At 34.9% G+C, this 20,004-nt stretch carries 20 protein-coding genes and 1 riboswitch; of the genes, 5 read left to right on the top strand and 15 right to left on the bottom strand.

The genetic code is table 11. The features are described from left to right. The coding region (locus B6D18_RS06720) for a sel1 repeat family protein (RefSeq protein WP_144063960.1) at positions 1-909 on the bottom strand (909 nt) is incomplete at its 3' end. Between the two features lie 318 nt (positions 910-1,227). Between B6D18_RS06720 and B6D18_RS06715 the strand changes: the two genes are divergently transcribed. After that, positions 1,228-1,434 (top strand): heavy-metal-associated domain-containing protein, encoded by a 207-nt coding sequence (locus B6D18_RS06715; protein ID WP_065614003.1) that lies wholly within the window; start codon positions 1,228-1,230, stop codon positions 1,432-1,434. A gap of 299 nt (positions 1,435-1,733) precedes the next feature. Here the strand turns inward: B6D18_RS06715 and B6D18_RS06710 are convergent, their stop codons facing one another. The 12 genes from B6D18_RS06710 to gutQ all read right to left on the bottom strand — a co-directional run bounded on the left by B6D18_RS06710 (position 1,734) and on the right by gutQ (position 12,795). After that, entirely contained in the window at positions 1,734-2,861 is a 1,128-nt protein-coding gene (locus B6D18_RS06710; RefSeq protein WP_086363741.1) for a hypothetical protein, read from the bottom strand. Positions 2,862-3,053: 192 nt separating this feature from the next. Beyond that, positions 3,054-3,848, bottom strand: a complete 795-nt coding sequence (gene thiD, locus B6D18_RS06705; protein WP_086363740.1) for a bifunctional hydroxymethylpyrimidine kinase/phosphomethylpyrimidine kinase — start codon at positions 3,846-3,848, stop codon at positions 3,054-3,056. An 11-nt stretch (positions 3,849-3,859) separates the two neighbouring features. Further along, positions 3,860-4,501 (bottom strand): thiamine phosphate synthase, encoded by a 642-nt coding sequence (thiE, locus tag B6D18_RS06700; protein ID WP_086363739.1) that lies wholly within the window; start codon positions 4,499-4,501, stop codon positions 3,860-3,862. A gap of 15 nt (positions 4,502-4,516) precedes the next feature. Continuing rightward, positions 4,517-5,290 carry a hydroxyethylthiazole kinase gene (thiM, locus tag B6D18_RS06695; RefSeq protein ID WP_371328880.1) on the bottom strand — a complete coding sequence of 258 codons (774 nt, stop codon included), beginning with the start codon at positions 5,288-5,290 and terminating at the stop codon, positions 4,517-4,519. 60 nt (positions 5,291-5,350) lie between these two features. Next, positions 5,351-5,452, bottom strand: a riboswitch (TPP riboswitch). Positions 5,453-5,502: 50 nt separating this feature from the next. Beyond that, positions 5,503-6,864: a Trk system potassium transporter TrkA gene (gene trkA, locus B6D18_RS06690; RefSeq protein ID WP_086363737.1), complete on the bottom strand. Its 1,362-nt coding sequence runs from the start codon at positions 6,862-6,864 to the stop codon at positions 5,503-5,505. A 124-nt stretch (positions 6,865-6,988) separates the two neighbouring features. Continuing rightward, entirely contained in the window at positions 6,989-7,984 is a 996-nt protein-coding gene (gene trpS, locus B6D18_RS06685; protein ID WP_086363736.1) for a tryptophan--tRNA ligase, read from the bottom strand. Positions 7,985-8,007: 23 nt separating this feature from the next. Beyond that, positions 8,008-8,703, bottom strand: coding sequence for a phosphoglycolate phosphatase (locus B6D18_RS06680; RefSeq protein WP_086363735.1), 696 nt, complete (start codon positions 8,701-8,703; stop codon positions 8,008-8,010). Continuing rightward, positions 8,696-9,373 (bottom strand): ribulose-phosphate 3-epimerase, encoded by a 678-nt coding sequence (gene rpe, locus B6D18_RS06675; RefSeq protein WP_086363734.1) that lies wholly within the window; start codon positions 9,371-9,373, stop codon positions 8,696-8,698. Before rpe ends, B6D18_RS06680 begins: the two co-directional genes overlap by 8 nt. A gap of 40 nt (positions 9,374-9,413) precedes the next feature. Then, positions 9,414-10,235, bottom strand: coding sequence for a Dam family site-specific DNA-(adenine-N6)-methyltransferase (locus tag B6D18_RS06670; protein ID WP_086363733.1), 822 nt, complete (start codon positions 10,233-10,235; stop codon positions 9,414-9,416). A gap of 49 nt (positions 10,236-10,284) precedes the next feature. Then, positions 10,285-11,061: an SPOR domain-containing protein gene (locus B6D18_RS06665; RefSeq protein WP_086363732.1), complete on the bottom strand. Its 777-nt coding sequence runs from the start codon at positions 11,059-11,061 to the stop codon at positions 10,285-10,287. A gap of 66 nt (positions 11,062-11,127) precedes the next feature. Beyond that, positions 11,128-11,649 carry a shikimate kinase AroK gene (aroK, locus tag B6D18_RS06660; RefSeq protein WP_034901329.1) on the bottom strand — a complete coding sequence of 174 codons (522 nt, stop codon included), beginning with the start codon at positions 11,647-11,649 and terminating at the stop codon, positions 11,128-11,130. Between the two features lie 183 nt (positions 11,650-11,832). Continuing rightward, positions 11,833-12,795 carry an arabinose-5-phosphate isomerase GutQ gene (gutQ, locus tag B6D18_RS06655; protein ID WP_086363731.1) on the bottom strand — a complete coding sequence of 321 codons (963 nt, stop codon included), beginning with the start codon at positions 12,793-12,795 and terminating at the stop codon, positions 11,833-11,835. A 741-nt stretch (positions 12,796-13,536) separates the two neighbouring features. Between gutQ and B6D18_RS06650 the strand changes: the two genes are divergently transcribed. Continuing rightward, positions 13,537-14,814, top strand: a complete 1,278-nt coding sequence (locus tag B6D18_RS06650; RefSeq protein WP_086363730.1) for a hypothetical protein — start codon at positions 13,537-13,539, stop codon at positions 14,812-14,814. Between the two features lie 250 nt (positions 14,815-15,064). Here B6D18_RS06650 and B6D18_RS06645 read toward each other — a convergent pair whose 3' ends face one another. Then, the gene (locus tag B6D18_RS06645; RefSeq protein ID WP_086363729.1) at positions 15,065-15,688 is read right to left on the bottom strand and encodes a LysE family transporter; all 624 of its coding nucleotides are present in this window, start codon (positions 15,686-15,688) and stop codon (positions 15,065-15,067) included. A gap of 7 nt (positions 15,689-15,695) precedes the next feature. Further along, the gene (locus B6D18_RS06640) at positions 15,696-17,132 is read right to left on the bottom strand and encodes an LTA synthase family protein (protein WP_086363728.1); all 1,437 of its coding nucleotides are present in this window, start codon (positions 17,130-17,132) and stop codon (positions 15,696-15,698) included. Positions 17,133-17,389: 257 nt separating this feature from the next. On the opposite strand from B6D18_RS06640, the gene B6D18_RS06635 reads away from it, so the two are divergent. From B6D18_RS06635 to B6D18_RS06625, 3 genes are all read left to right on the top strand, one after another. Beyond that, positions 17,390-18,028: a nitroreductase family protein gene (locus tag B6D18_RS06635; protein ID WP_086363727.1), complete on the top strand. Its 639-nt coding sequence runs from the start codon at positions 17,390-17,392 to the stop codon at positions 18,026-18,028. Between the two features lie 10 nt (positions 18,029-18,038). Continuing rightward, positions 18,039-19,226, top strand: a complete 1,188-nt coding sequence (locus tag B6D18_RS06630; RefSeq protein WP_216818886.1) for an FTR1 family protein — start codon at positions 18,039-18,041, stop codon at positions 19,224-19,226. A 140-nt stretch (positions 19,227-19,366) separates the two neighbouring features. Then, positions 19,367-19,930, top strand: a complete 564-nt coding sequence (locus tag B6D18_RS06625) for an iron transporter (protein ID WP_086363726.1) — start codon at positions 19,367-19,369, stop codon at positions 19,928-19,930. Positions 19,931-20,004: the final 74 nt, after the last annotated feature.

Genomic DNA, 20,004 nt, shown 5'->3' with positions numbered 1-20,004 from the left:
TAGAGTCCATGCATAGGCTTTTACGAGATCTTGCTCACGCCCTAAACCATATAAATAGGCTTCAGTGACCCTTAATATACCAATAATTGAGCTATGCTCAGCCATTATTTCGGTATAATCAATTGCCTGTTTTAAATCTTCTGGAGTCAATGATTTACGATATTCGGTTAATTTATTAATTTTTTTAAAATCGTTATCTTTATAATGATAGCCCTCTTGAAACAGCATTCGTGCAGTCAAATGCTCATAGCAGTGATAACCATCTTCTAAAGCATAAGTGAAATATTTAATACTCTCTTTTAATTGTTCATCAGTGCATGGAAGATATTCTTCATTATTATTGCCTGTACATGGACTAAATTCCCACCCCTTTTCGTAAGCAAATTTTGGGTATTTCAAATCAGCGAATTTATTCCGTAAATAAATATTCATATCCGGTTTTTTAAATACCACTGGTTCAACTAACGGTTTGCCAGTATTATCAACTAACTGATGACGATATTTTTTCATAAATTCAGTAAATGACATCATACCTTCTTCCTTATTTTCATCATAGAAGTCATGCCAATGAAGAAGATCATAATAATAGGGCATTGCATTTTTATCCCACTGCCAAGCATGCTTAATAAATTTCACTAATTTATCAGGATCTCTAACAGTATAAAATATTTGATCGTCGAATGCTTGATGATATAGCTTCTCAGCTTCTTTTATACGTAATAATTGGTTTTCAGGAATGGTTGACGGGTAAATAGTATAGTCCATGGTTATATTTTCTGTATCAACAAAACCAAAGTCTCTATCTTGTTTAAATAAATGATGAAAATATAAAAAATAACTACCAATAGCCATAATAATGCTGATTGCCAATAATATTTTCAACTTTGATTGTTTCACTTTATTATTCATTCTCAATTCCATTTGCTAAAATATGCGATAGCCTAATCGGCCATAATTTGCTAGTTTTAAGTTTATTTACTAGCATAATTCAAAAGATTAAGGTTTAGGATGGAAATCATCAATTTGCTTTTCCCAACGATTATAATTCCAATCAATATTTATCAACCCTAGCTTATATCCATTTTGTTGAATACAAAATTTATTTTTTTTGTCGGCTTATTAGCGTAATATAATTATTATACTTAGCAAGCATTTTTATTTCAGTTAGGGAATACCCTAATTTTGCTGCATAACCATCTGGAACTATTTAATAACCAAAAGGGGGTAATGATGAAATTAATAGTTGATAATATGAGTTGCCAACATTGTGTTAAAACCATCACTAAAGCAATTAATGATATTGATCCTAAGGCGAAAGTTACTGTTGATTTAGCTAAGCATGAAGTTGATATTGACGGAGGTACTATCTCGCAAGAAGCGGCAATTGCGGCAATTAATGAAGCGGGATTTGAGTTTGTCGGTATTGCTTATTAACAGTATTTAGCGTTATTAAATTTTAGACGATTATGATTATCGCCTAAAGCTTAGAGAGTATTTTTATCAAATCATCTATTAACAGTTTTTGTATACTTCATCGACTTGGATTGTTGATGAAGTATATCTATGTGTCAATTTAGTATATCCTTCACCTAAAAAACATTTGCTTGTCTTTCGTATTTATAAAAAGTGAATTCAGGTTGATATTTATAGCTTATAAAAAACTTTTACCAAACATTTTAGTCTTAAGTAGCTCATCAAAATGTAGTGAGTTCACAGTTATATTTAAGCAGCAATTAATCAAAATCTTTATCAAGTTCATTTTCGTTAATACAGAAATTCATTTCTTTCTGAGAACATTGACGGGAAACTTTAGGATCTTTGCCCTCATAATTTCTAAAAAATTGGTATTCTTTATAAATACAGGCTGAATTTGTTAAAGTATAATTGCCATTTTTTGGTATAAACCGATAGGTTTCATTTAAAATAACTGCAGAATAGTTATTTATTTCGCAAATTTTTTTCCTTTTTGCTATTTTTTTGCTGGGATCAAAATCGATGTAACGACCATCTAAATTGAGATAAATAAACTCTTTTTTCTTCTCATCATAAGAATAGTACCGATAAATGATAGGTCCATCTTCCATATCATCAACGGCTCTGGCTATATAAAAATCATTATAATTACCATCAAAATTGTAGTCTATTTCTATGCCATTGTGATCAAAAAAATCTGGTGCAAAACGATAGCTATCATCTATATGGTTAACCGCACCTACTGAATATTCACCCAAAAAGTCAAATCCTTCTAAATTATTGATAGTTTGAAATAATTGGTCATTTTTTTTACTATAAATATTTAAACCTGTTGGTTTCAATCCTTGACCTTTTTTATAGGAAAGTATCATTTTAAAATAAAAATCATCTGTCGATCTTTTTTGTAATAACTCTATATTGTTAATTTCTTCATTCTTAATAGGAAAAGAAATATAATCATAATCATGAAAATCTAAATCGACATCATATTTATCAATATTTGCTTTAAAATAGTCAGATTCAATTCCTGATATTAACCAGTCGATTCCTTGTAAATTAGTTATAGTTTGAAGTAATTGACCACTTTTCTTACTATAAATATTTATACTAGTTGGTTTCAATCCTTGACTTTTTTTATAGGAAAGTAAAATTTTAAAGTAAAAATCAACAGTCGATCTTTTTTGTAATAACTCTATGTTGTTAATTTCTTCATTCTCAATAATAATATCGAGATCACCGCCATCTTTAAAATTTAATTCGACATCATATTTATCGATATTTGCCTTAAGAACATCTAAGTCAATTGCTAATACCAAACAAGGGAAAAACAAAACAACAGCGATAAGATATTTTATATAAACCATATTATTATAATCTTTTAATTCCATTTAATATTCCTGCAATGTTTATCAGAGTATAAATTAATTCTTATTAAAAATTAATTTAAAATTGTTTCAAAATACATTATCTCATTTAAAACACAACTTAATTAGTAATTTATTTAATTACATTTTTATTACTATTTTCTATAAAATTTTTAGCAAAATAAATAGTTAGTTACTAAAATTGAATATTTGTAGTTACCACCATTGATAAAAATGGTGAGTAGGTCCAATTCCTTTACCAATTTTCAAACTATCTGCATGTTCAATAGCTCCTTGTAGGTAGTTTTTGGCTTGTTTAACCGCTTCTTCAAGATTATGTTTCGGTAACAATGCTGCAATTGCCGCAGAGAGTGTGCAACCTGTACCATGGGTATTTTTAGTGGCGATTCTCGGTGAAGTCATTCTGATAATTTTATTGTCAGTGATTAGATAATCAGGACTTTCTTGACTTGGCAAATGTCCACCTTTCATTAATACTGCCTGACAGCCTAATTTTAGTAACTCATAACCTTGTCGTTGCATTTCATCTTCGTTTTTAGCCTCCTGACAATCAAGCAAAGCAGCAGCTTCGGGAAGGTTAGGGGTAATGATGGTAGCTAACGGTAATAATAGCTCTCGAATAGCAGAAATGGCATCAGCTTTTAACAATGGATGTCCGCCTTTAGCAATCATTACGGTATCAAGCACAATATTGGCAATAGGATGATTGTTTAATAGCTGATGAACCGTAGTAACAATCTCTTTATTCATTAGCATGCCAATTTTAACACTATCAATGTAGATATCTTGATACAGCGTATTAAACTGTGCTTCAATAAATTCAGAGGGAATGGCATGTACACCATTAACGCCTTGTGTACTTTGTGCGGTTAATGCGGTGATCACTGACATACCATAAGCACCAAGTGCTGAAAATGCTTTTAAGTCAGCTTGAATACCTGCGCCACCACTAGGGTCACTGCCTGCTATTGTTAATGCAACTGTTGTCATGATTTGGTTTCCTATTTTGCCAGTTTTATTTTACTGATTAGGTCGGATGTCGCTTTGGCAAGATTAGCTTGTCCGCATATTGCCGACACAACGGCAATACCTTCAATGCCAGTTTGGATTACTTCGGTTAAATTATTCACGCCGATACCACCGATCGCTACGGCAGGGCATTGTTTCGCTTTAACCAGTTCTTTCAATTGAGCAATGCCAGTCGCAGCTGCGGCATCCTTTTTGGTTGCGGTTGGATAGATAGGCCCTATGCCAAGATAATCAACTAAATGCCAAGGAACATTCTCTAGTTGTGATCGATTTGAAACTGAAAGTCCTAACCATTTGTCTGTGCCAATTAAGCGTCGAGTAACGTCGACCGGTAGATCGCTTTGTCCTATATGCACACCATCGGCATCAATGGCTAAAGCAATATCAACATGGTCATTGATAAATAGCGGAACTTGGGTACGACTTAACACTTCTTTGAGCGCTTGTGCGGCGTCATACCAATTTTTACCAGAGTATTCTTGTTCTGAACGTAGTTGCACTGCGGTAACACCATTCTCAACGGCAATTTTGGTAGTAGTGACCATGCCATCTATACCGCCACATAATAACGGATCGAGGACTAAATAGAGAGTTAAATCAAGTTGCTTTTTCATCAAACATCCTTATTTTTAGTTTTGATTGAATCGTGAAAGATGATCAATAACCGCAATGGCGAAACTACCTAACCCTTGCTGTTTATTAGCGAGCTGTCCTGCTTTTTTCATCATAAAACAAGCTGTTGCGGTAGCGGTTAAACGATCACTAGTGGTTGCAATAAATGCTGCTACCATCGCAGATAACGAACAGCCGGTGCCGGTTACTCTAGTTAAAGCGATATCGCCACCGACAATGCTATAAATTTGTTCACCATCTGTGACATAATCTATCTCACCTGTTATTGCGACAATGGTTTGATATTTTTTTGCTAATAGTATTGCTGCATTTAATGCGGAATCGGTAGAGTCAAGTCCATCAGGCCCTTTCGATGATGATTGTTGACCACTCAATGCGAGAATTTCAGAGGCATTTCCTCGAATAACACTTGGTCTAAAAGTTATCAATTGTTTGGCAACTTCAGTGCGATATTTAAGTGCCGCACCAACCGCTACAGGATCCAGTACCCATGGTGTCTGTGTTTGTTCAGCTTTTGCTGCAGCTAACAACATACTATTTGCACTGTGCTCATCAATGGTACCAATATTAATTAATAAACTACTAGCAATAGTTACAAAGTCCTCAACTTCTTGTTTCGCAACGACCATTGCTGGCGAAGCACCAATGGCTAATAAGACATTGGCGGTAAAATTCTGTACAACATCATTGGTAATGCAATGGACTAATGGTCGTTTTTGTTTAACTTGTTCAATAAAGGGAATGGCATCATTGTTTTGAAATAACTGAATGGTAGACATATTCTTTCCTTATTTATTATTGATATTAAGGGAAGAATGTGTCAAAACGGATAATTAAGACGAAGACTTCCCTACGCTGGTATGAGCCAGATCAGGTTCAACGGGTAAAATCTCAGTTTTTTGTAGTAACAAAAAACACCCCGAGTCAAAAAACAATTAATAAAAACAGTTTTATTATGTACTGAGTTTATATTTTATACAAGCTATTGTAATAATCTTTCGATATCGCTAATAGATCGTCTATCTGGTAAGAAAATGATTAAATGATCACCATCTTCGATCATTAAATCGGTATTAACAATAATCACATCTTCACCACGCACTACAGCACCAATAGTAGCCCCTGAAGGTAATTTTAGACTGTTAATATTTTTACCTACTAATTTAGAATTTTCAGTATCACCACGAACAATCACTTCGACAATTTCCGATTCACCCTGCCGTAGTGAGACAACTTTTACTACGCCATTTTGCCTTACATGACTAAGTAATTCTGAAATAGTGGCATGTTGTGGTGAAATGGCAATATCAATCACACTATCGTTTATTAACTCTAAATAAGCTTGTCGTTGAATAAGTACGATGACTTTTTTTGCTCCCATTCTTTTGGCAAGCATTGACGACATAATATTTGATTCATCATCACTCGTTACTGCAACAAAAAGGTCGGTAAGTTCCACTTGTTCTTGCGATAATAGCTCTTGATCCGATGATTCACCATGTAATACGGTAGTATTAACTAACTGCTCGGCAATTAATTCTGCTTTTTCGGCATTACGTTCAATCAATTTAACTTGATAATCGTTTTCTAATCGCTTAGCTAAAGCAACAGCAATGCCGCCACCACCACTAATGATTATTCGTTTATAAGGCTTTTCTAACCGTTGTAATTCACTGGTTACCGCTTTGATGTTAAGCGGTGGGGTAATAAAGTAAACCATATCCCCAGCTTCAATCAAGGTTGAACCAATCGGACGAATAAAACGATTTTTACGATAAATAGCCACCACCCGAGCTTCAACATGAGGTAAATGTTCTTTTAGCTCTGATAATTCACTACCCACCAATGCACCACCGTAGTAAGCTGTGACGGCAACTAAGCAGACTCGATTATCATAAAATGAGGCAAATTGTAGTGCGCCAGGATATTGCACTAGCTGGCTGATATGATTGGTAATTAGATTTTCTGGGGCAATAATATGATCGATGTTAATACAATCTTTATTAAAAAACGAGTATCTTTCATCATTATATTCAGGCGCCCGAATTCGTGCTACTTTTTGAGGGATATTGAACATTACATGCCCAATTTGACAAGCCATCATATTGACTTCATCTGAATTGGTAACAGCGACTAACATGTCGGCAGATTCTGCACCAGCACTTTCTAATACTTGTGGATAAGATGATTTTCCACAAATAACTTGTAAATCAAAACGTTCTTGCAATGATTGCAACTTGTCATGATCTTCATCTACAACTGTCACATCGTTCTGTTTTTCAGTAACCAGATATTCGGCAAGAGCACTACCTGTTTGACCTGCACCAAGAATGATAATTTTCATAACTAACCTATGATAATCAAAAAGGCTTCAACGGCATTTATCATTAATAAAAACGATAATGCTTTTAGTCATTAAAGCCAATTGATATTGTTTAGCGTTAATTGCAATCTAGTTTTACGGTTAACTATACAAAACCAATTGCGTCATAAACTTTTTTCAACGTTGGCTCTGCTTTTGCACGAGCTTTTTGTGCACCTTCTTGCATAATTTTCAGAAGATAATTTTCATCATCACGATACTGATGATATTTCGCTTGTAAACCAGTTAACATATCAATAACTTGATTTGCGACCTCAGTTTTTAGATGGCCGTACATTTTACCTTCGAATTCTTTCTCAAGTTCAGCAATAGGTTTACCCGTAATACCGGTTAAGATATCTAACAGATTTGATACACCCGCTTTATTTTTTAAATCATAACGTACGACTGGTGGTTCATCAGAATCGGTCATTGCCCGTTTAATTTTCTTCTCAACATCTTTTGGATTTTCAAGTAAACCAATAACATTATTGCGATTTTCATCTGATTTAGACATTTTTTTGCTAGGATCTTGTAACGACATAACCCGTGCGCCAACTTTAGCAATAAATGGTTCCGGAACAGTAAATATATCGCCATAAAGGGCATTAAAACGCATAGCAATATCGCGAGAAAGTTCAAGATGTTGTTTTTGGTCATCACCAACGGGAACTAAATTAGCTTGATATAACAAAATATCGGCAGCCATTAACACTGGATAATCAAAAAGCCCAGCATTTATATTTTCTGAATGACGAGAAGATTTATCTTTAAATTGTGTCATACGACTAAGTTCACCAAAATAGGTATAACAGTTTAATGCCCAACCTAATTCAGCATGTGCAGGCACATGGGATTGCACAAAAATAGTACTTTTTTGTGGATCAATACCACAGGCTAGATAAAGTGCTAATGTATCAAGTGTTGCTTTACGTAACTTATTAGGATCTTGGCGTACCGTGATCGCATGTTGATTGACGATACAATAAACGCAATCATATTCATTTTGTAAAGACACCCAATTCTTTAAAGCACCTAAATAGTTGCCTAATGTTAGTTCTCCTGATGGCTGAGCGCCACTAAATACAATTGGTTTACTCATAATTTATTCCTAATTTAAACTTATTATTTTTTTGCATCAGCTTTTGGCTGAGGTAATAGGGTTAATATATCTTGAAAATCATCAAATAAAAAATCGGGTTCACTTGTTGCAATTGATTCGCCATAATTATAACCATAACTTAACGCAACAGTAGGGCAATTAGCATTTTTGGCTGCGGTAATATCATTTTTCGAATCACCAACAAATAATAACTGATCATTGTATAATCCAAATGTTGCCATGACTTGATAAAGCGGAGCAGGGTGTGGTTTTAATTTAATTACATCACCACCGCCGAGTACTAATGAAAAATACTCTTTGATTCCTAATGAGCTTAATAATCCCGGTAAAAATTGTGCCGGTTTATTAGTTACAAGAGCTAAAGGGTAATGATTTTCATAAAGAGTTTTTAAGGTTTGTTTTACATGAGGAAACAGTGTTGTCTGTTCATCCATAACCTTATCATAATGCTGACTAAATATTTGTTTAGCTTTAGCAAAATATTCCTTTGCCGGATTAATATCAATGGCTTTGAAAACGCGTTCAAGCATCACATCAATACCATTACCTACCCAGTTTTTAACTTGTTCATTGGTAACAGTTGGTAAGTTTAAATCTGCCAACATTTTCTGAGTTGCTAAAGCAAGTCCGGGTACGCTATCTACTAATGTTCCATCTAAATCAAAAGCGATAGCTTGAATTTCATCTAATTTAGCCATGTTTTACTCCTGCTAACTCTTTACGCATTGCATCAATTACCGTTTTATAGTCAGGTTGACCAAATATCGCTGAACCAGCTACAAACATATCGGCTCCGGCTTTGGCAATTTCGGCAATATTATCTACTTTTACACCGCCATCAATTTCTAAACGAATATTTTTACCTGAATCAATAATGCGCTGTTTAACTTGCTGCAATTTTTTAAGCGTTGCTGGGATGAATGATTGTCCACCAAAACCCGGGTTAACACCCATCAATAAAATAATATCAACTTTATCCATTACATAGTCTAAATGGTCAAGTGGCGTTGCTGGATTAAGCACGATACCGGCACTGCAACCAAGATCTTTAATTAATTGTAATGAACGATCTAGATGAATTGTCGCTTCAGGATGAATAGATATGTTTGTTGCACCAGCTTTGGCAAATGAGGTAATTAACTCTTCAACTGGAGAAACCATAAGATGGACATCAATTGGGGCAGTAATACCATAATCACGAAGCGCCTTACAAAACATACTACCCATCGTTAAATTGGGTACAAAATGATTATCCATTACATCAAAATGGACAACATCCGCACCGGCATCTAATACTTTTTGGGTATCTTCACCAAGACGTGCGAAATCGGCGGATAGTATTGATGGTGCAATAATAAATTCATTCATAACATACCTCTACTCATAACGCTTTATACTTTAAAATAGCTTAGGATTTTTGGTATAAGGCTAATATTTCATCAATTTTTTTGCGTCCTTCGCCTGCGCAACTAATTGAGCGCCGCATTTCTGCTCGGTAAAGATGGCGCGCTTTACTATATAATGTTCTGGTATAGTGAGTATCATGATTTGATACCAGAACAGGAATCTCTTTTTTATAGGCAATTTGCTCTGCTAATTGTGATAACCTTTGATGTTCGTCAAACCCAAAGTTATTAGAATAGTAGGCGGTAAAACCTGCTGTTTCATTAGGTGATAGATAAGGTGGATCACAATAAATAACGGAGTTACGTTTCGCCATCTTCATCGCTTTATGATAAGGCGTACAGACAAACTCGGCATTTTGTGCCTTTTTGGCAAAGAAATAGAGTTCCCTTTCCGGGAAATAAATAGTCTTGTAACGGCCAAATGGCACATTAAATAAACCACTATTATTATAACGACAAAGACCGTTGTAGCAGTGACGATTTAAATAGACAAATAAAAGCGAACGTAAATATTGATCTTTACTATGATTAAACACATCACGTAGTTGATAAAATGCTTCAGCCTGATTATTTTGATCATTAAATAGTAATTTAAGATCACTAATAAACTGCTCCGGATGGGATTGTAATAGCTTAAATAGCGCAATTAGATCTTGATTGATATCAGCTAAAATATAACTTTTGAAGTTAGTATTTAAAAAAACGGAACCAGCACCTACAAAGGGCTCAATGAGTTGTTCACCTTCCGGTAGATACCGTTTTATAGTGTCTACAAGCTCATATTTTCCTCCAGCCCACTTTAAAAAGGCTCGTCGCTTCTTCAACGGAAACTCCTATTTTGTCATTGGTAGGATATATGAACAATATCCTTTACTATTTTGCCGATTTTTCTTTATTAATTGTTGCGCCAGATTTAACCCAAGGTTTATCTTGCTGTAGTGCATTTGGTAACGACTGGATTGCTTTTCTGGCTTCATCAGCAGAATTATATGTACCTTTAACTAAAATAAACCATTTGGCATTATTTCGTTTAGTTTCATAAATTTGGTAATCAGTTAGATTATGTTCTTTTACCAATTTTTTTAGACCTTCAACTGATGTTGATGAACTAAGCTGAATCGAAAACTGATCATTCTTTATTTTGTCAATTTTAGTCGGGTTATTATTTGCTTTAGCACTATTATCCACATTATTGTGTGAATTATTGTCCTGATGAGTGTTACGGCCAATTTGTGACTCAGATTTACCATCTGGTAAACGCTGTGTATTTGGTTTACTACCATTATTACCAGTCAATTTGCTACTATCTTGTTGTCCATCAACATTGGTAATTGGTACTGGCACATTGCTAGATGCTTGACTTTGAGTTGTAGTCGTTGCAACGTTATTGGCCGCTGTCATGGTTGGTTCAGATTCTTGCATTACCGAAACACCGCTAATTTCTGGTGGTGTTAGTGGTGTAGGTGTTTTTGGTTTTGACGAACGAAATAACATTATGCTAACTAATAAGACAATAATAACAATAGTTAACCCCATAATTATCAATTTCTTTTTCGAGTAATGCTGAAAAAAATTGGCAATATTAAATGAGGGCGTAGACTGCTTATTGGATTGTTCTGGTATATAACGATCATCTTTATCTACACGCATATTAACTCCTTAACCTATTAACAGGTTTAATGCCTTATAACCAACCATGGTTTATAAATCAATGATTTAAATTTGTTCTATTTTATCAATGATATATCCAGCAACACCTTTGGCACTTTGTTCATCGGTTTTAATTGTGATATCAGCAATCTCTTCATAAAGAGGATCTCGTTCTTGAGCTAATTCTTCATAAAGTTCGCGAGGAGTATTGCCACCTTGTAATAAAGGACGACGTTTATCCTTTTGAGTTCTTGCCATTTGTTTTTCAATAGTCGTTTCTAAATAAACGACAATGCCACGAGCTGATAATCGATTACGCGTCTCTTTTGATAGTACTGAACCGCCGCCAGTAGCAAGTACTACACCTTGTTTCTCAGTCAGTTCATTAATGACTTTCTCTTCTCTGGCTCGGAATCCGTCTTCACCTTCTAAGTCAAAGATCCATGCAATATCAGCACCTGTACGTTTTTCAATCTCTTGATCAGAGTCAAAAAATTCCATGCCTAACTGTTGTGCAATTTGTCGGCCTATTGTGCTTTTTCCTGCCCCCATTGGGCCAATTAGAAAGATATTTCGCTTTTCTGCCATTGTAGTTTCATCATCTATTAATTTTGGTTAAAATTTACAACACAGTATCAATTTGCTTGATTTTTATCATCATTTTGCCTTTGAACTGTGTAACTTTCTTGGATCTCCGTCTAACGACAAAAATTTAGGTCGGTAATTATCTCAATAGATAGCCCTATTTTGCAACAGGTATTTATTAATCAGTTAACTAATCCCTGCTTGGTGTAGATCATGAATATTAAGTGCACCAACTAATTCACCTTGATTATTGACTACTGGCGCAGCTGTAATATTATGATCATTAAACGTTTTTAAGGCTTCGACCGCTTTCCAATTTTCTGGTATTTGATGGCCTGGGCTAGTCATTACTTCGATAATATTGTCTTGTAGTGTACCATGTTTTAATAGTAATCGACGCAAATCACCATCAGTAAAAACGCCAACAATTTTATTATCATCTTGGCATATTGCAACTAACCCCACACCTGTTCGACTTAATTCTAACATCGCATCGAGTACTGTTGCTGATTGTGAAACTTTAGGAATTAAATCTCCTTTTCGCATAATATCTTTTACGTGATTTAACAATTTAGCACCTAGACTACCTGCAGGATGTGAACGAGCAAAATCTTCTTCTTTAAAACCACGAGCACGCATAACGGCAATAGCCAATGCATCACCCATTAATAATGTATTGGTTGAACTTGAGGTTGGTGCAAGTCCCATAGGGCAAGCTTCTTTTTCAATTGAAATGTCTAATACCGCTTGTGCTGCTGTTGCAAGTGGCGAATCAAGTCCACCTGTAATAGCGATAACCGGAATATTCATGGCAGCAAGGATAGGTAAAATAAATTGAAACTCTTTTGCTCGGCCTGAATATGAGATCAAAATCACCACATCGTTTTCGGTTACCATGCCTAAATCACCGTGTAGCGCTTCTGATGGATGCATAAAAAAAGCCGGACTACCGGTACTAGCTAGTGAAGCGGCAATTTTTTTTCCAATATGCCCTGATTTCCCAATACCTGACACCACCACTTTTCCCTTGGTGGACAAGATGAACTGGCATGCCCTTATAAAGTCTTTACCAAGTCGGGCGGGTAACTTTTGTGCTTCGTGAAGTTCAAGTTCAAGAAGTTCACGACCATATTGTAACAATTTATCCATTTTTTATTGCCTATTGAATTAAATTTACACAAAAATTAAATTTATAATCAATTTGATGATCATATTTAATCAGATTATGTTAGATAGTCTAACAATTAAAAATTGAATATTCAAAAAGCTTTTAGAATAAAAAAACAAAATTAGTGAAAGAATATTTCAGAAAGTTTTTTTATAGCAAAAAAATTGCTGAAAGTGAGTTTTTGAAGCTCAAAATATCTTAAACATAAGAACATTGAAATTAATTCAAATTAGAGAAATAAATTAAGTTGTGTTTTTGAGGATCGATTAATTTGGAGGTTAACATTCTGATTTTAAAATCAAATTTAGTCTTAAATTTTAAGGGGGTTTACAAAGCTTTACAATTAAGCGATTATAGTTGGTGAAAGGATACTTTTTAAAACTTTATACGTTTAAATAAATTTATCGATTAATATTTTGGTTGATAAAAAATTTTAAAAAAAACATGGAATTAAGTTAAGGGATTAACGAGTGTATATTATAGTTTTCAATAAGATAACTAGGCCAACCTATAATCTATATTTGGCAAAGTTAAGTTCCCTATGTTCATTTTTTTTACACAATTTATTTTTTCAGCGAATTTCACAAATTTCCGAGAGTTCTTTTCGTCGGTCTTTTTTATCCCGACAGATCTTTTTAATATTATTGCTTAGTATATTGAGCTTAACTTCCTATTCAAGCCAGGCATTAATATCTAAAACATCGAATGTTATTCATGGTAGTGTGCCGTATTTAACTTTCGACGGTGGTCGGACACGAGTCTCGAATACCGAAGATCTGTTAGGGATATCCCTTTCTGATGAAACTAAATATACGCCATCTATTAACAACTCAAGTCTAACCAATCCTATTGAGTTACCAACCGCTATTAAAAGTTTCGCAGATATTGGCGTAATGGTTCCTGCCGATGTTGATTCAATTTCGTTAAATTCACTTATTGGTGAGCCGTATAATTATTGGGGGGATGATGACGGTGATGATGGCGTCACTGCTACAGGCAATTTATATTTATCTATCACTGATAGAGATAACAATCCTGTCATTCGTAACGAAATGATCACCATTTGTAAAGCTCCTTATAAAATGATATTAAAAACAGATGGCGGTACTTTAGCTACTTTGTATGGCGTTCCTAAAAAAAGTGATTTTATTGCGAGTGATGTGACTTATTTCATAAGCCCTAAAGGAAATCCAGTGGTTTGTTTTGCAAAACCTAACTTAGAATATGGTAGTCTTGCTAGTTATGGTCACTACTTTGGTGGACCCGCTACTATGTGGAATGAACAAAAGGGTTTTATTACACAGTCTAATGATCCGTCATCTTACAATCTAAATTTTCCGACAACTGGTGCTAATAATTTGTACTTTGATTTAGATATTGGTGGTATTTATCAAGCCTTATATTGGGAGCCCGTTACTCATAATGATATTACAGCTACTATGACGAGCATATCAGACACAAGTGTTCGTGTTACACTTACTGGTCCTACTAAAAATACAGCCAAAACATCTTTAATATCATTACCTCAAATTTTTGAACTAGTGGGTAAAGATAGTAGTGGTAACTCAGTTATTAAATATGGTTTTCAGTTAAATCAATGGTTCGTAACTCTCAATCAAGAACGTATCAATTATCGTAGAACTGAGAGTTTATGTGGTGATCTAGGTTATCGAATTCCTCAGATAAAGGATTTAACTAATGCAAATTGTGATGGGAAAATTCCAGACCAATCTTTTTGTCAAGGTGCGATTGGTGCCATACCTGCGTCAACTAATGGTTGGTACCAGCGTATTATTGGAGCAGGTTTTTTCTCGGAATGGGGGTATATGGGACAATACAAAGGTGCTCGTTTTGTGCAACATGATGACCGTCTCAACTTTTATTGGACAAGTGATATTCCAAATGGTAATCGAAAACCATATGCCGTAAATTCCCATACAGGATACATTTTTCGCTATGCAGAAATGGGAGAAACCTACGGAATTTGTGTTACTCCTTAACACTTCACACTTAAACAATTATATCTTTTTTCAAGATCGAGGAGTGGAAAAAAGGAAAAAATAGGGCCGTTAAAACTTAGTGGTCTTGTCGTGATACGCCGTTGAATGCATGAGTGTAATATAGTAGTTTTATAGGTTAAAGATAAAATATGTAGGAAATCTATTTCCGTCCTTGAGGGGCTGATGGGCTGATTAAATATTACAGAACGTTCTTTTCAAGAAAAAATTGAAGAAAGGTTTTTTTGAAGTATTAATATCCCAACGCTACTTTAAACCCAAGTAAGATCAATATTACACCCAATAATTTATCAATAATAAATTGAAGTTTGAAATAACGACGCTGGACGATTTGAGTTTGAAAGATAAATACTACCAACGGCCACCAAAGTAAGGCTTCAAACCAAATAATAAATGCGACAAGCAATTTGTCCATTATAGTTGAGTTTGCATTGAGTAGTTGGGTAAAAATAGCCAGAAAAAACAGTGTCGCTTTCGGATTCAGTAAGTTACATAATAGCCCTTGCATAAATGCCGCTTTTACGGTGACATTAATTGGTTGAGTTTGTTTGCTGACATAAGTGGTAGCACTACTTTTAGCTAATAACGCTTTAATACCTATCCATAGCAAATAAGTGGCGCCAGCATAACGCAAGGCATTATACAGCCACGGGGTGGCGGTGATTAATACCGCAATACCTGCCACACAATAGCTCATATGAATGGCGATCGCGCTTATCACCCCTAAACAGGTCATTAATGCCATTTTTCGGTTATAACTTAAGCTGTTTTTTAAGACCAGAAAAAAATCTGGTCCTGGGGATATCATGCCTAAACAACTAATGGTAATAACTAAAATTAAACAATCAATTGTCATTTATACACTACTTTTGAGCTGCATTATTTAAGGTTGCAATGTTTGCTTTATGTTGTTCGATAAATTGTTTTTTATCAACGTGTTCTTCGCTTAAGTAATCGGTTAAAAATTTTGCATTGGTTTTAATTTGTGCACCATTTAGAATCAATCTAGGTAAATCAATTTGATAAATACTTTGATTAGGTGATTTTTGTAAATCATCAACATTTGCATTGGTTAACAAGTAGAGTTTGCGCTCTTTTTCTGATAACTTTTTCACCGTTTCGGTACCAGCTCCCATCATTAAATGGTCGGGGAAGATGTAAAATACGGTGTTGTCTAATATACCTTGCTGTTTTAGGTGGTTAATAAATTCCCCTAAATTATAATCGAGCGAAGCGGCCACAAAGGACATATTATCTTGTTTTGGGCTGATTACTGATGTCATGCGCTCATCATTAAAACCATTTGGAGCATGAGTTGAGACAGTTGAGATAAATAGCGCAAAAGGTTTGTCGGCATTTTGCAACTCTTGTATTTGCTGTTTAGCAATGTCTAATATATCTTTATCATACAATCCAAATGGCGCATTTGGATATTTACCTACATAATTTTTTTCTGAAACGACTTGCATGCCTATTACTTCGGCGGTATGGCCAATCCCTGCAAATTCCGGACCTGCCATAACATAGCGAGTTTGATAACCGGCTTGTTTTAGCACATCACCTAAAGTAACCAATTGAGTGGTATTTGCACCTTTTAATGGTGAAGTTGAGTGTTCTCCGATCAAAAATGGCACGCCAGTCATATAGGTATACATAGAGGCTGTAGTCCATGTACTACCTGCACTCATTGGCATATTAGCAAAGAAAGTATATTGTTGCCTGAGTTGTCTTAAATTTGGCGTAATATCAGCAAAATCTAAAAATCCTTGTTCGAAGGATTCTAATGACAACACAATAATATTTTTGCCTTTTTGGCTATCAAGTTTTGATTTTTCAATATAATCATTCATATTCAAGTTTTGTAATGCTTGGGCAAAAGTTGCTTTTGGAGCGCAAGTAACTTGATAGATTTCATAAGCACGACTAATAGGGCCGTTATGATAACTAATTGAGGCAACGGCAATGACGACTAATAGTAATCGCCAGTATAATTTATATTTATGGCGAAACCAGTTGGCTAATTTGCTGAGGATAAACACTAATCCCAAAAATACCACAATCACCAATAGCGCTTGCAGTTTAAAGATGAATAATCCTTCAATAATATCATTTACGTTCAGATTGACATAAAACTGATAATCAATAAATCCACCACTAAAATAAATTGAGGTAAGCTCCATCACAATAATAACTGTCATTAAAATGATGGTGAATAATTGCCATTTTTTTTGTTTAAAAAACGAAGCTAAACTAATGGTTAAGATAAAAAGTGGTAAAACAACTAACGTCGATAATGGCATAACAATCAATACTCATTTTTACTTTAAAATTTAAAAATTGTCCCAGTATATACTCAATAAGCAGAAAAATAAAAATTCGAATTGATAGGTAAATATCTTAACAAATATATTACAATCAATGCTTATAAATTCTTTGTCATCTATCATACTTAATTTATTTCAACTTATTGATAATAATTATTGTTTGTTATTGATAATTGACAGCATTCGCAATAAGATAGCTAGCAAATATTTGCAAATGTATTAAGGTCTACGCCATGTTGTGCTGGTTACGCAATGTTACGATTGCTATGTCAATGTCTTTGTTTTGTTTATCAATAAGTTATGCTGATATTACTTTGCCTTCTCCACAAATGAAAGATGGCATGGGGTTATTTGATAGTCTTAAAAAACGTGCTTCAACTTCAGGCGGTGGGTTTCCAACCGGCATGGTTTCTGATGATGAACTATCAAGCGTGCTTTGGTCGGCAACAGGATTAAATCGAGGTAAAAATGGTTGGACGGTGCCAATGGCTAATGGTAAGCAACCTTATGTTCGCCTCTATGTAGCAAGCGATAAAGGTGCCTTTTTATATGAATGGGAAGGACACTATCTTCGAGAGATAACTAAGCAAGATATTCGTGCTGACATTGGTATGCAAAATTTTACTAAACGAGCTCCGTATATTTTTATTTTTGTAGCTGATGGTGCTAATCTCAATGATTTTGATGCACAAAAAGCCAATGATTTTAGTCAAATTGCCGTTGGTGCTATGAGTCAAAACGTCTATTTGTCTGCGGCGGCATTAAAACTCAGCTCCCGTTACATCCATTCAATTAAGCCTGAGATTATTAGTCAATCGTTACAATTGCCAGAAAACAGCAAACCAATAGGAATAATGTTGTTAGCAAAATAAGGAGTAAGCAGTGAAAAAGTATTTAACTTTAGTGTTACTACTGATTACCAGTTTAGCGATTTTCAGTTCCCCTTCTTATGCAACCGAAAAGAAATATGCTAGCTGGAATGCGATTGTGGATGAGATGGATATCATTTTGAATGATGCTTATAACATCTATTTCATGAAAGACAGCGAGGCTGCCAAAGCTCGGGTAAACAATGCTTATTTTGGTTTTTATGAAAAGCATGGTGTTGAAAGAGCAGTAATGTCTTATATTTCAGGTAAACGTGGCACAGATACCGAATACCAATTTGCTAAAATTAAACGATTAATGAGTCAAGGCGCACCTAACAAAGTCGTGCGAACCGAGATTGATGTTATTTTGAAAATGCTCCACGAGGATGCTAACGAGTTAGATGGTAAAAAAGAGAGTGGCTGGAGTGTTTTCTTTGCCTCATTTATTATTATTTTCCGTGAAGGATTAGAAGCGATACTGGTGATTGCGGCAATTTCTGCATATTTAGTTCGTTCAGATAATAAGCCAATGCTTAAAGTCGTCTATCTAAGCAGTTTATTTGCGGTGTTTGCCAGCGTGTTAGCTGCTATCGCCTTGCATACTATTGTCGGCTTAAGTGGTGCCAATCAAGAAATTATGGAAGGTGCTGCCATGTTACTTGCAACAGTGGTACTGTTCTTCATAAGTAACTGGATGCTGTCTAAGTCAGAATCGAAAGCATGGAAAAATTATGTTGAAGGTAAGGTACAAAGCGCGGTATCAACAGGAAGCAGTTTTGCATTAGGGTTTGCTGCCTTTTTAGCTGTATTTCGTGAAGGTGCGGAAACGATCATATTTTATCAAGCTATGTTAGCTGATGCTAAAGAGCACATGGATATGGTTTGGTATGGGTTAGGTATTGGTACTATTGTGTTGACTTTGGTATTTGTTGTTATCCGATTTGGCAGTGTTAAATTACCGCTTAAACCATTTTTTATTTGTACCAGTGCATTAATGTATCTGATGGCGATAGCTTTTGCTGGCGGTGGTGTGAAAGAGCTACAAGAAGCGGATATTATTTCGGTCACTCCAGTAGATTTTGTCCATTCAGTAGAGGTGTTAGGCATCTACCCAACGGTTGAAACATTGGTGCCACAGTTGGCCATGCTGATTGTCGTAATACTCTCTATTATGTATTACAAAAAATATCATAAAAATTAAATAATATTATTATTCTTAGTGCAATTTAAACTTGAATAGTAATGAAAACATTGGCAGTAATTTGTAATTGATTAGTCATTAATTTAGTGACTAATTATTAAAGAGTAGAACAAGTTGTTAAAAAAATTAAGGAGTTTTCAATGAAAAAACTGATTATTTCTGCTGGTATTTCGTCAATACTTGCACTTTCTTCAATGGCAAATGCTGCTGCGCCAGCACCAGGTGAAGAAAAAGGTTTTGAAGAGTTTCCAATCGGTGAAGAAGTCACTGTTGGTCCATTACATATTGGTGCGGTTTACTTCCAACCTGTAGATATGGAGCCTGCTGGTATGGGTGGTTTACCTGCTTCTAAGTCAGATATGCATATCGAAGCTGATATTTCTGCTGCCGAAGGTAATAAGTTAGGTTTTGGTGTAGGTGATTTTGTTCCTTACTTAACTGTAAAATATAAAATTCAAAAACAAGGTAGTAACAAAACTATCGAAGGTAATTTTATGCCGATGAATGCATCAGACGGCCCACACTATGGTAACAATATTAAGTTAGATGGTGCTGGTAAATATAAAGTTATATTCATAATCGATAACCCTGAAAAACAAGGTTATTTATTGCATGTAGATAAAGAAACGGGTGTTGAAGGTCGTTTCTGGTCTAAACCAATCGAGGTTTCTTGGGACTTTGACTTCATCCCTCGTGCATGGTAATGATTATTTTTAATTGAGTTAACTCAATAAATAATTAACTTAACTATTGGCGAGTATAACAACTCGCCAATACA

It is taken from the genome of Gilliamella sp. A7 (assembly GCF_002142015.1).
GTDB lineage: Bacteria > Pseudomonadota > Gammaproteobacteria > Enterobacterales > Orbaceae > Gilliamella > Gilliamella apis_A.
This window is presented reverse-complemented; position numbering and strand designations above follow the sequence as displayed.

What these genes read in the sequence shown, in the direction of transcription:
- B6D18_RS06715 (WP_065614003.1), top strand. Translation starts at nt 1,228, where the DNA reads ATGATGAAATTAATAGTTGATAATATGAGTTGCCAACATTGTGTTAAA.
- thiE (WP_086363739.1), bottom strand. Translation starts at nt 4,501, where the DNA reads ATGAAAAAGCAACTTGATTTAACTCTCTATTTAGTCCTCGATCCGTTA.
- trpS (WP_086363736.1), bottom strand. Translation starts at nt 7,984, where the DNA reads ATGAGTAAACCAATTGTATTTAGTGGCGCTCAGCCATCAGGAGAACTA.
- B6D18_RS06645 (WP_086363729.1), bottom strand. Translation starts at nt 15,688, where the DNA reads ATGACAATTGATTGTTTAATTTTAGTTATTACCATTAGTTGTTTAGGC.
- B6D18_RS06710 (WP_086363741.1), bottom strand. Translation starts at nt 2,861, where the DNA reads ATGGAATTAAAAGATTATAATAATATGGTTTATATAAAATATCTTATC.
- trkA (WP_086363737.1), bottom strand. Translation starts at nt 6,864, where the DNA reads ATGAAAATTATCATTCTTGGTGCAGGTCAAACAGGTAGTGCTCTTGCC.
- B6D18_RS06625 (WP_086363726.1), top strand. Translation starts at nt 19,367, where the DNA reads ATGAAAAAACTGATTATTTCTGCTGGTATTTCGTCAATACTTGCACTT.
- B6D18_RS06665 (WP_086363732.1), bottom strand. Translation starts at nt 11,061, where the DNA reads ATGCGTGTAGATAAAGATGATCGTTATATACCAGAACAATCCAATAAG.
- aroK (WP_034901329.1), bottom strand. Translation starts at nt 11,649, where the DNA reads ATGGCAGAAAAGCGAAATATCTTTCTAATTGGCCCAATGGGGGCAGGA.
- thiD (WP_086363740.1), bottom strand. Translation starts at nt 3,848, where the DNA reads ATGACAACAGTTGCATTAACAATAGCAGGCAGTGACCCTAGTGGTGGC.
- B6D18_RS06680 (WP_086363735.1), bottom strand. Translation starts at nt 8,703, where the DNA reads ATGGCTAAATTAGATGAAATTCAAGCTATCGCTTTTGATTTAGATGGA.
- B6D18_RS06635 (WP_086363727.1), top strand. Translation starts at nt 17,390, where the DNA reads ATGTTGTGCTGGTTACGCAATGTTACGATTGCTATGTCAATGTCTTTG.
- B6D18_RS06640 (WP_086363728.1), bottom strand. Translation starts at nt 17,132, where the DNA reads ATGCCATTATCGACGTTAGTTGTTTTACCACTTTTTATCTTAACCATT.
- gutQ (WP_086363731.1), bottom strand. Translation starts at nt 12,795, where the DNA reads ATGGATAAATTGTTACAATATGGTCGTGAACTTCTTGAACTTGAACTT.
- rpe (WP_086363734.1), bottom strand. Translation starts at nt 9,373, where the DNA reads ATGAATGAATTTATTATTGCACCATCAATACTATCCGCCGATTTCGCA.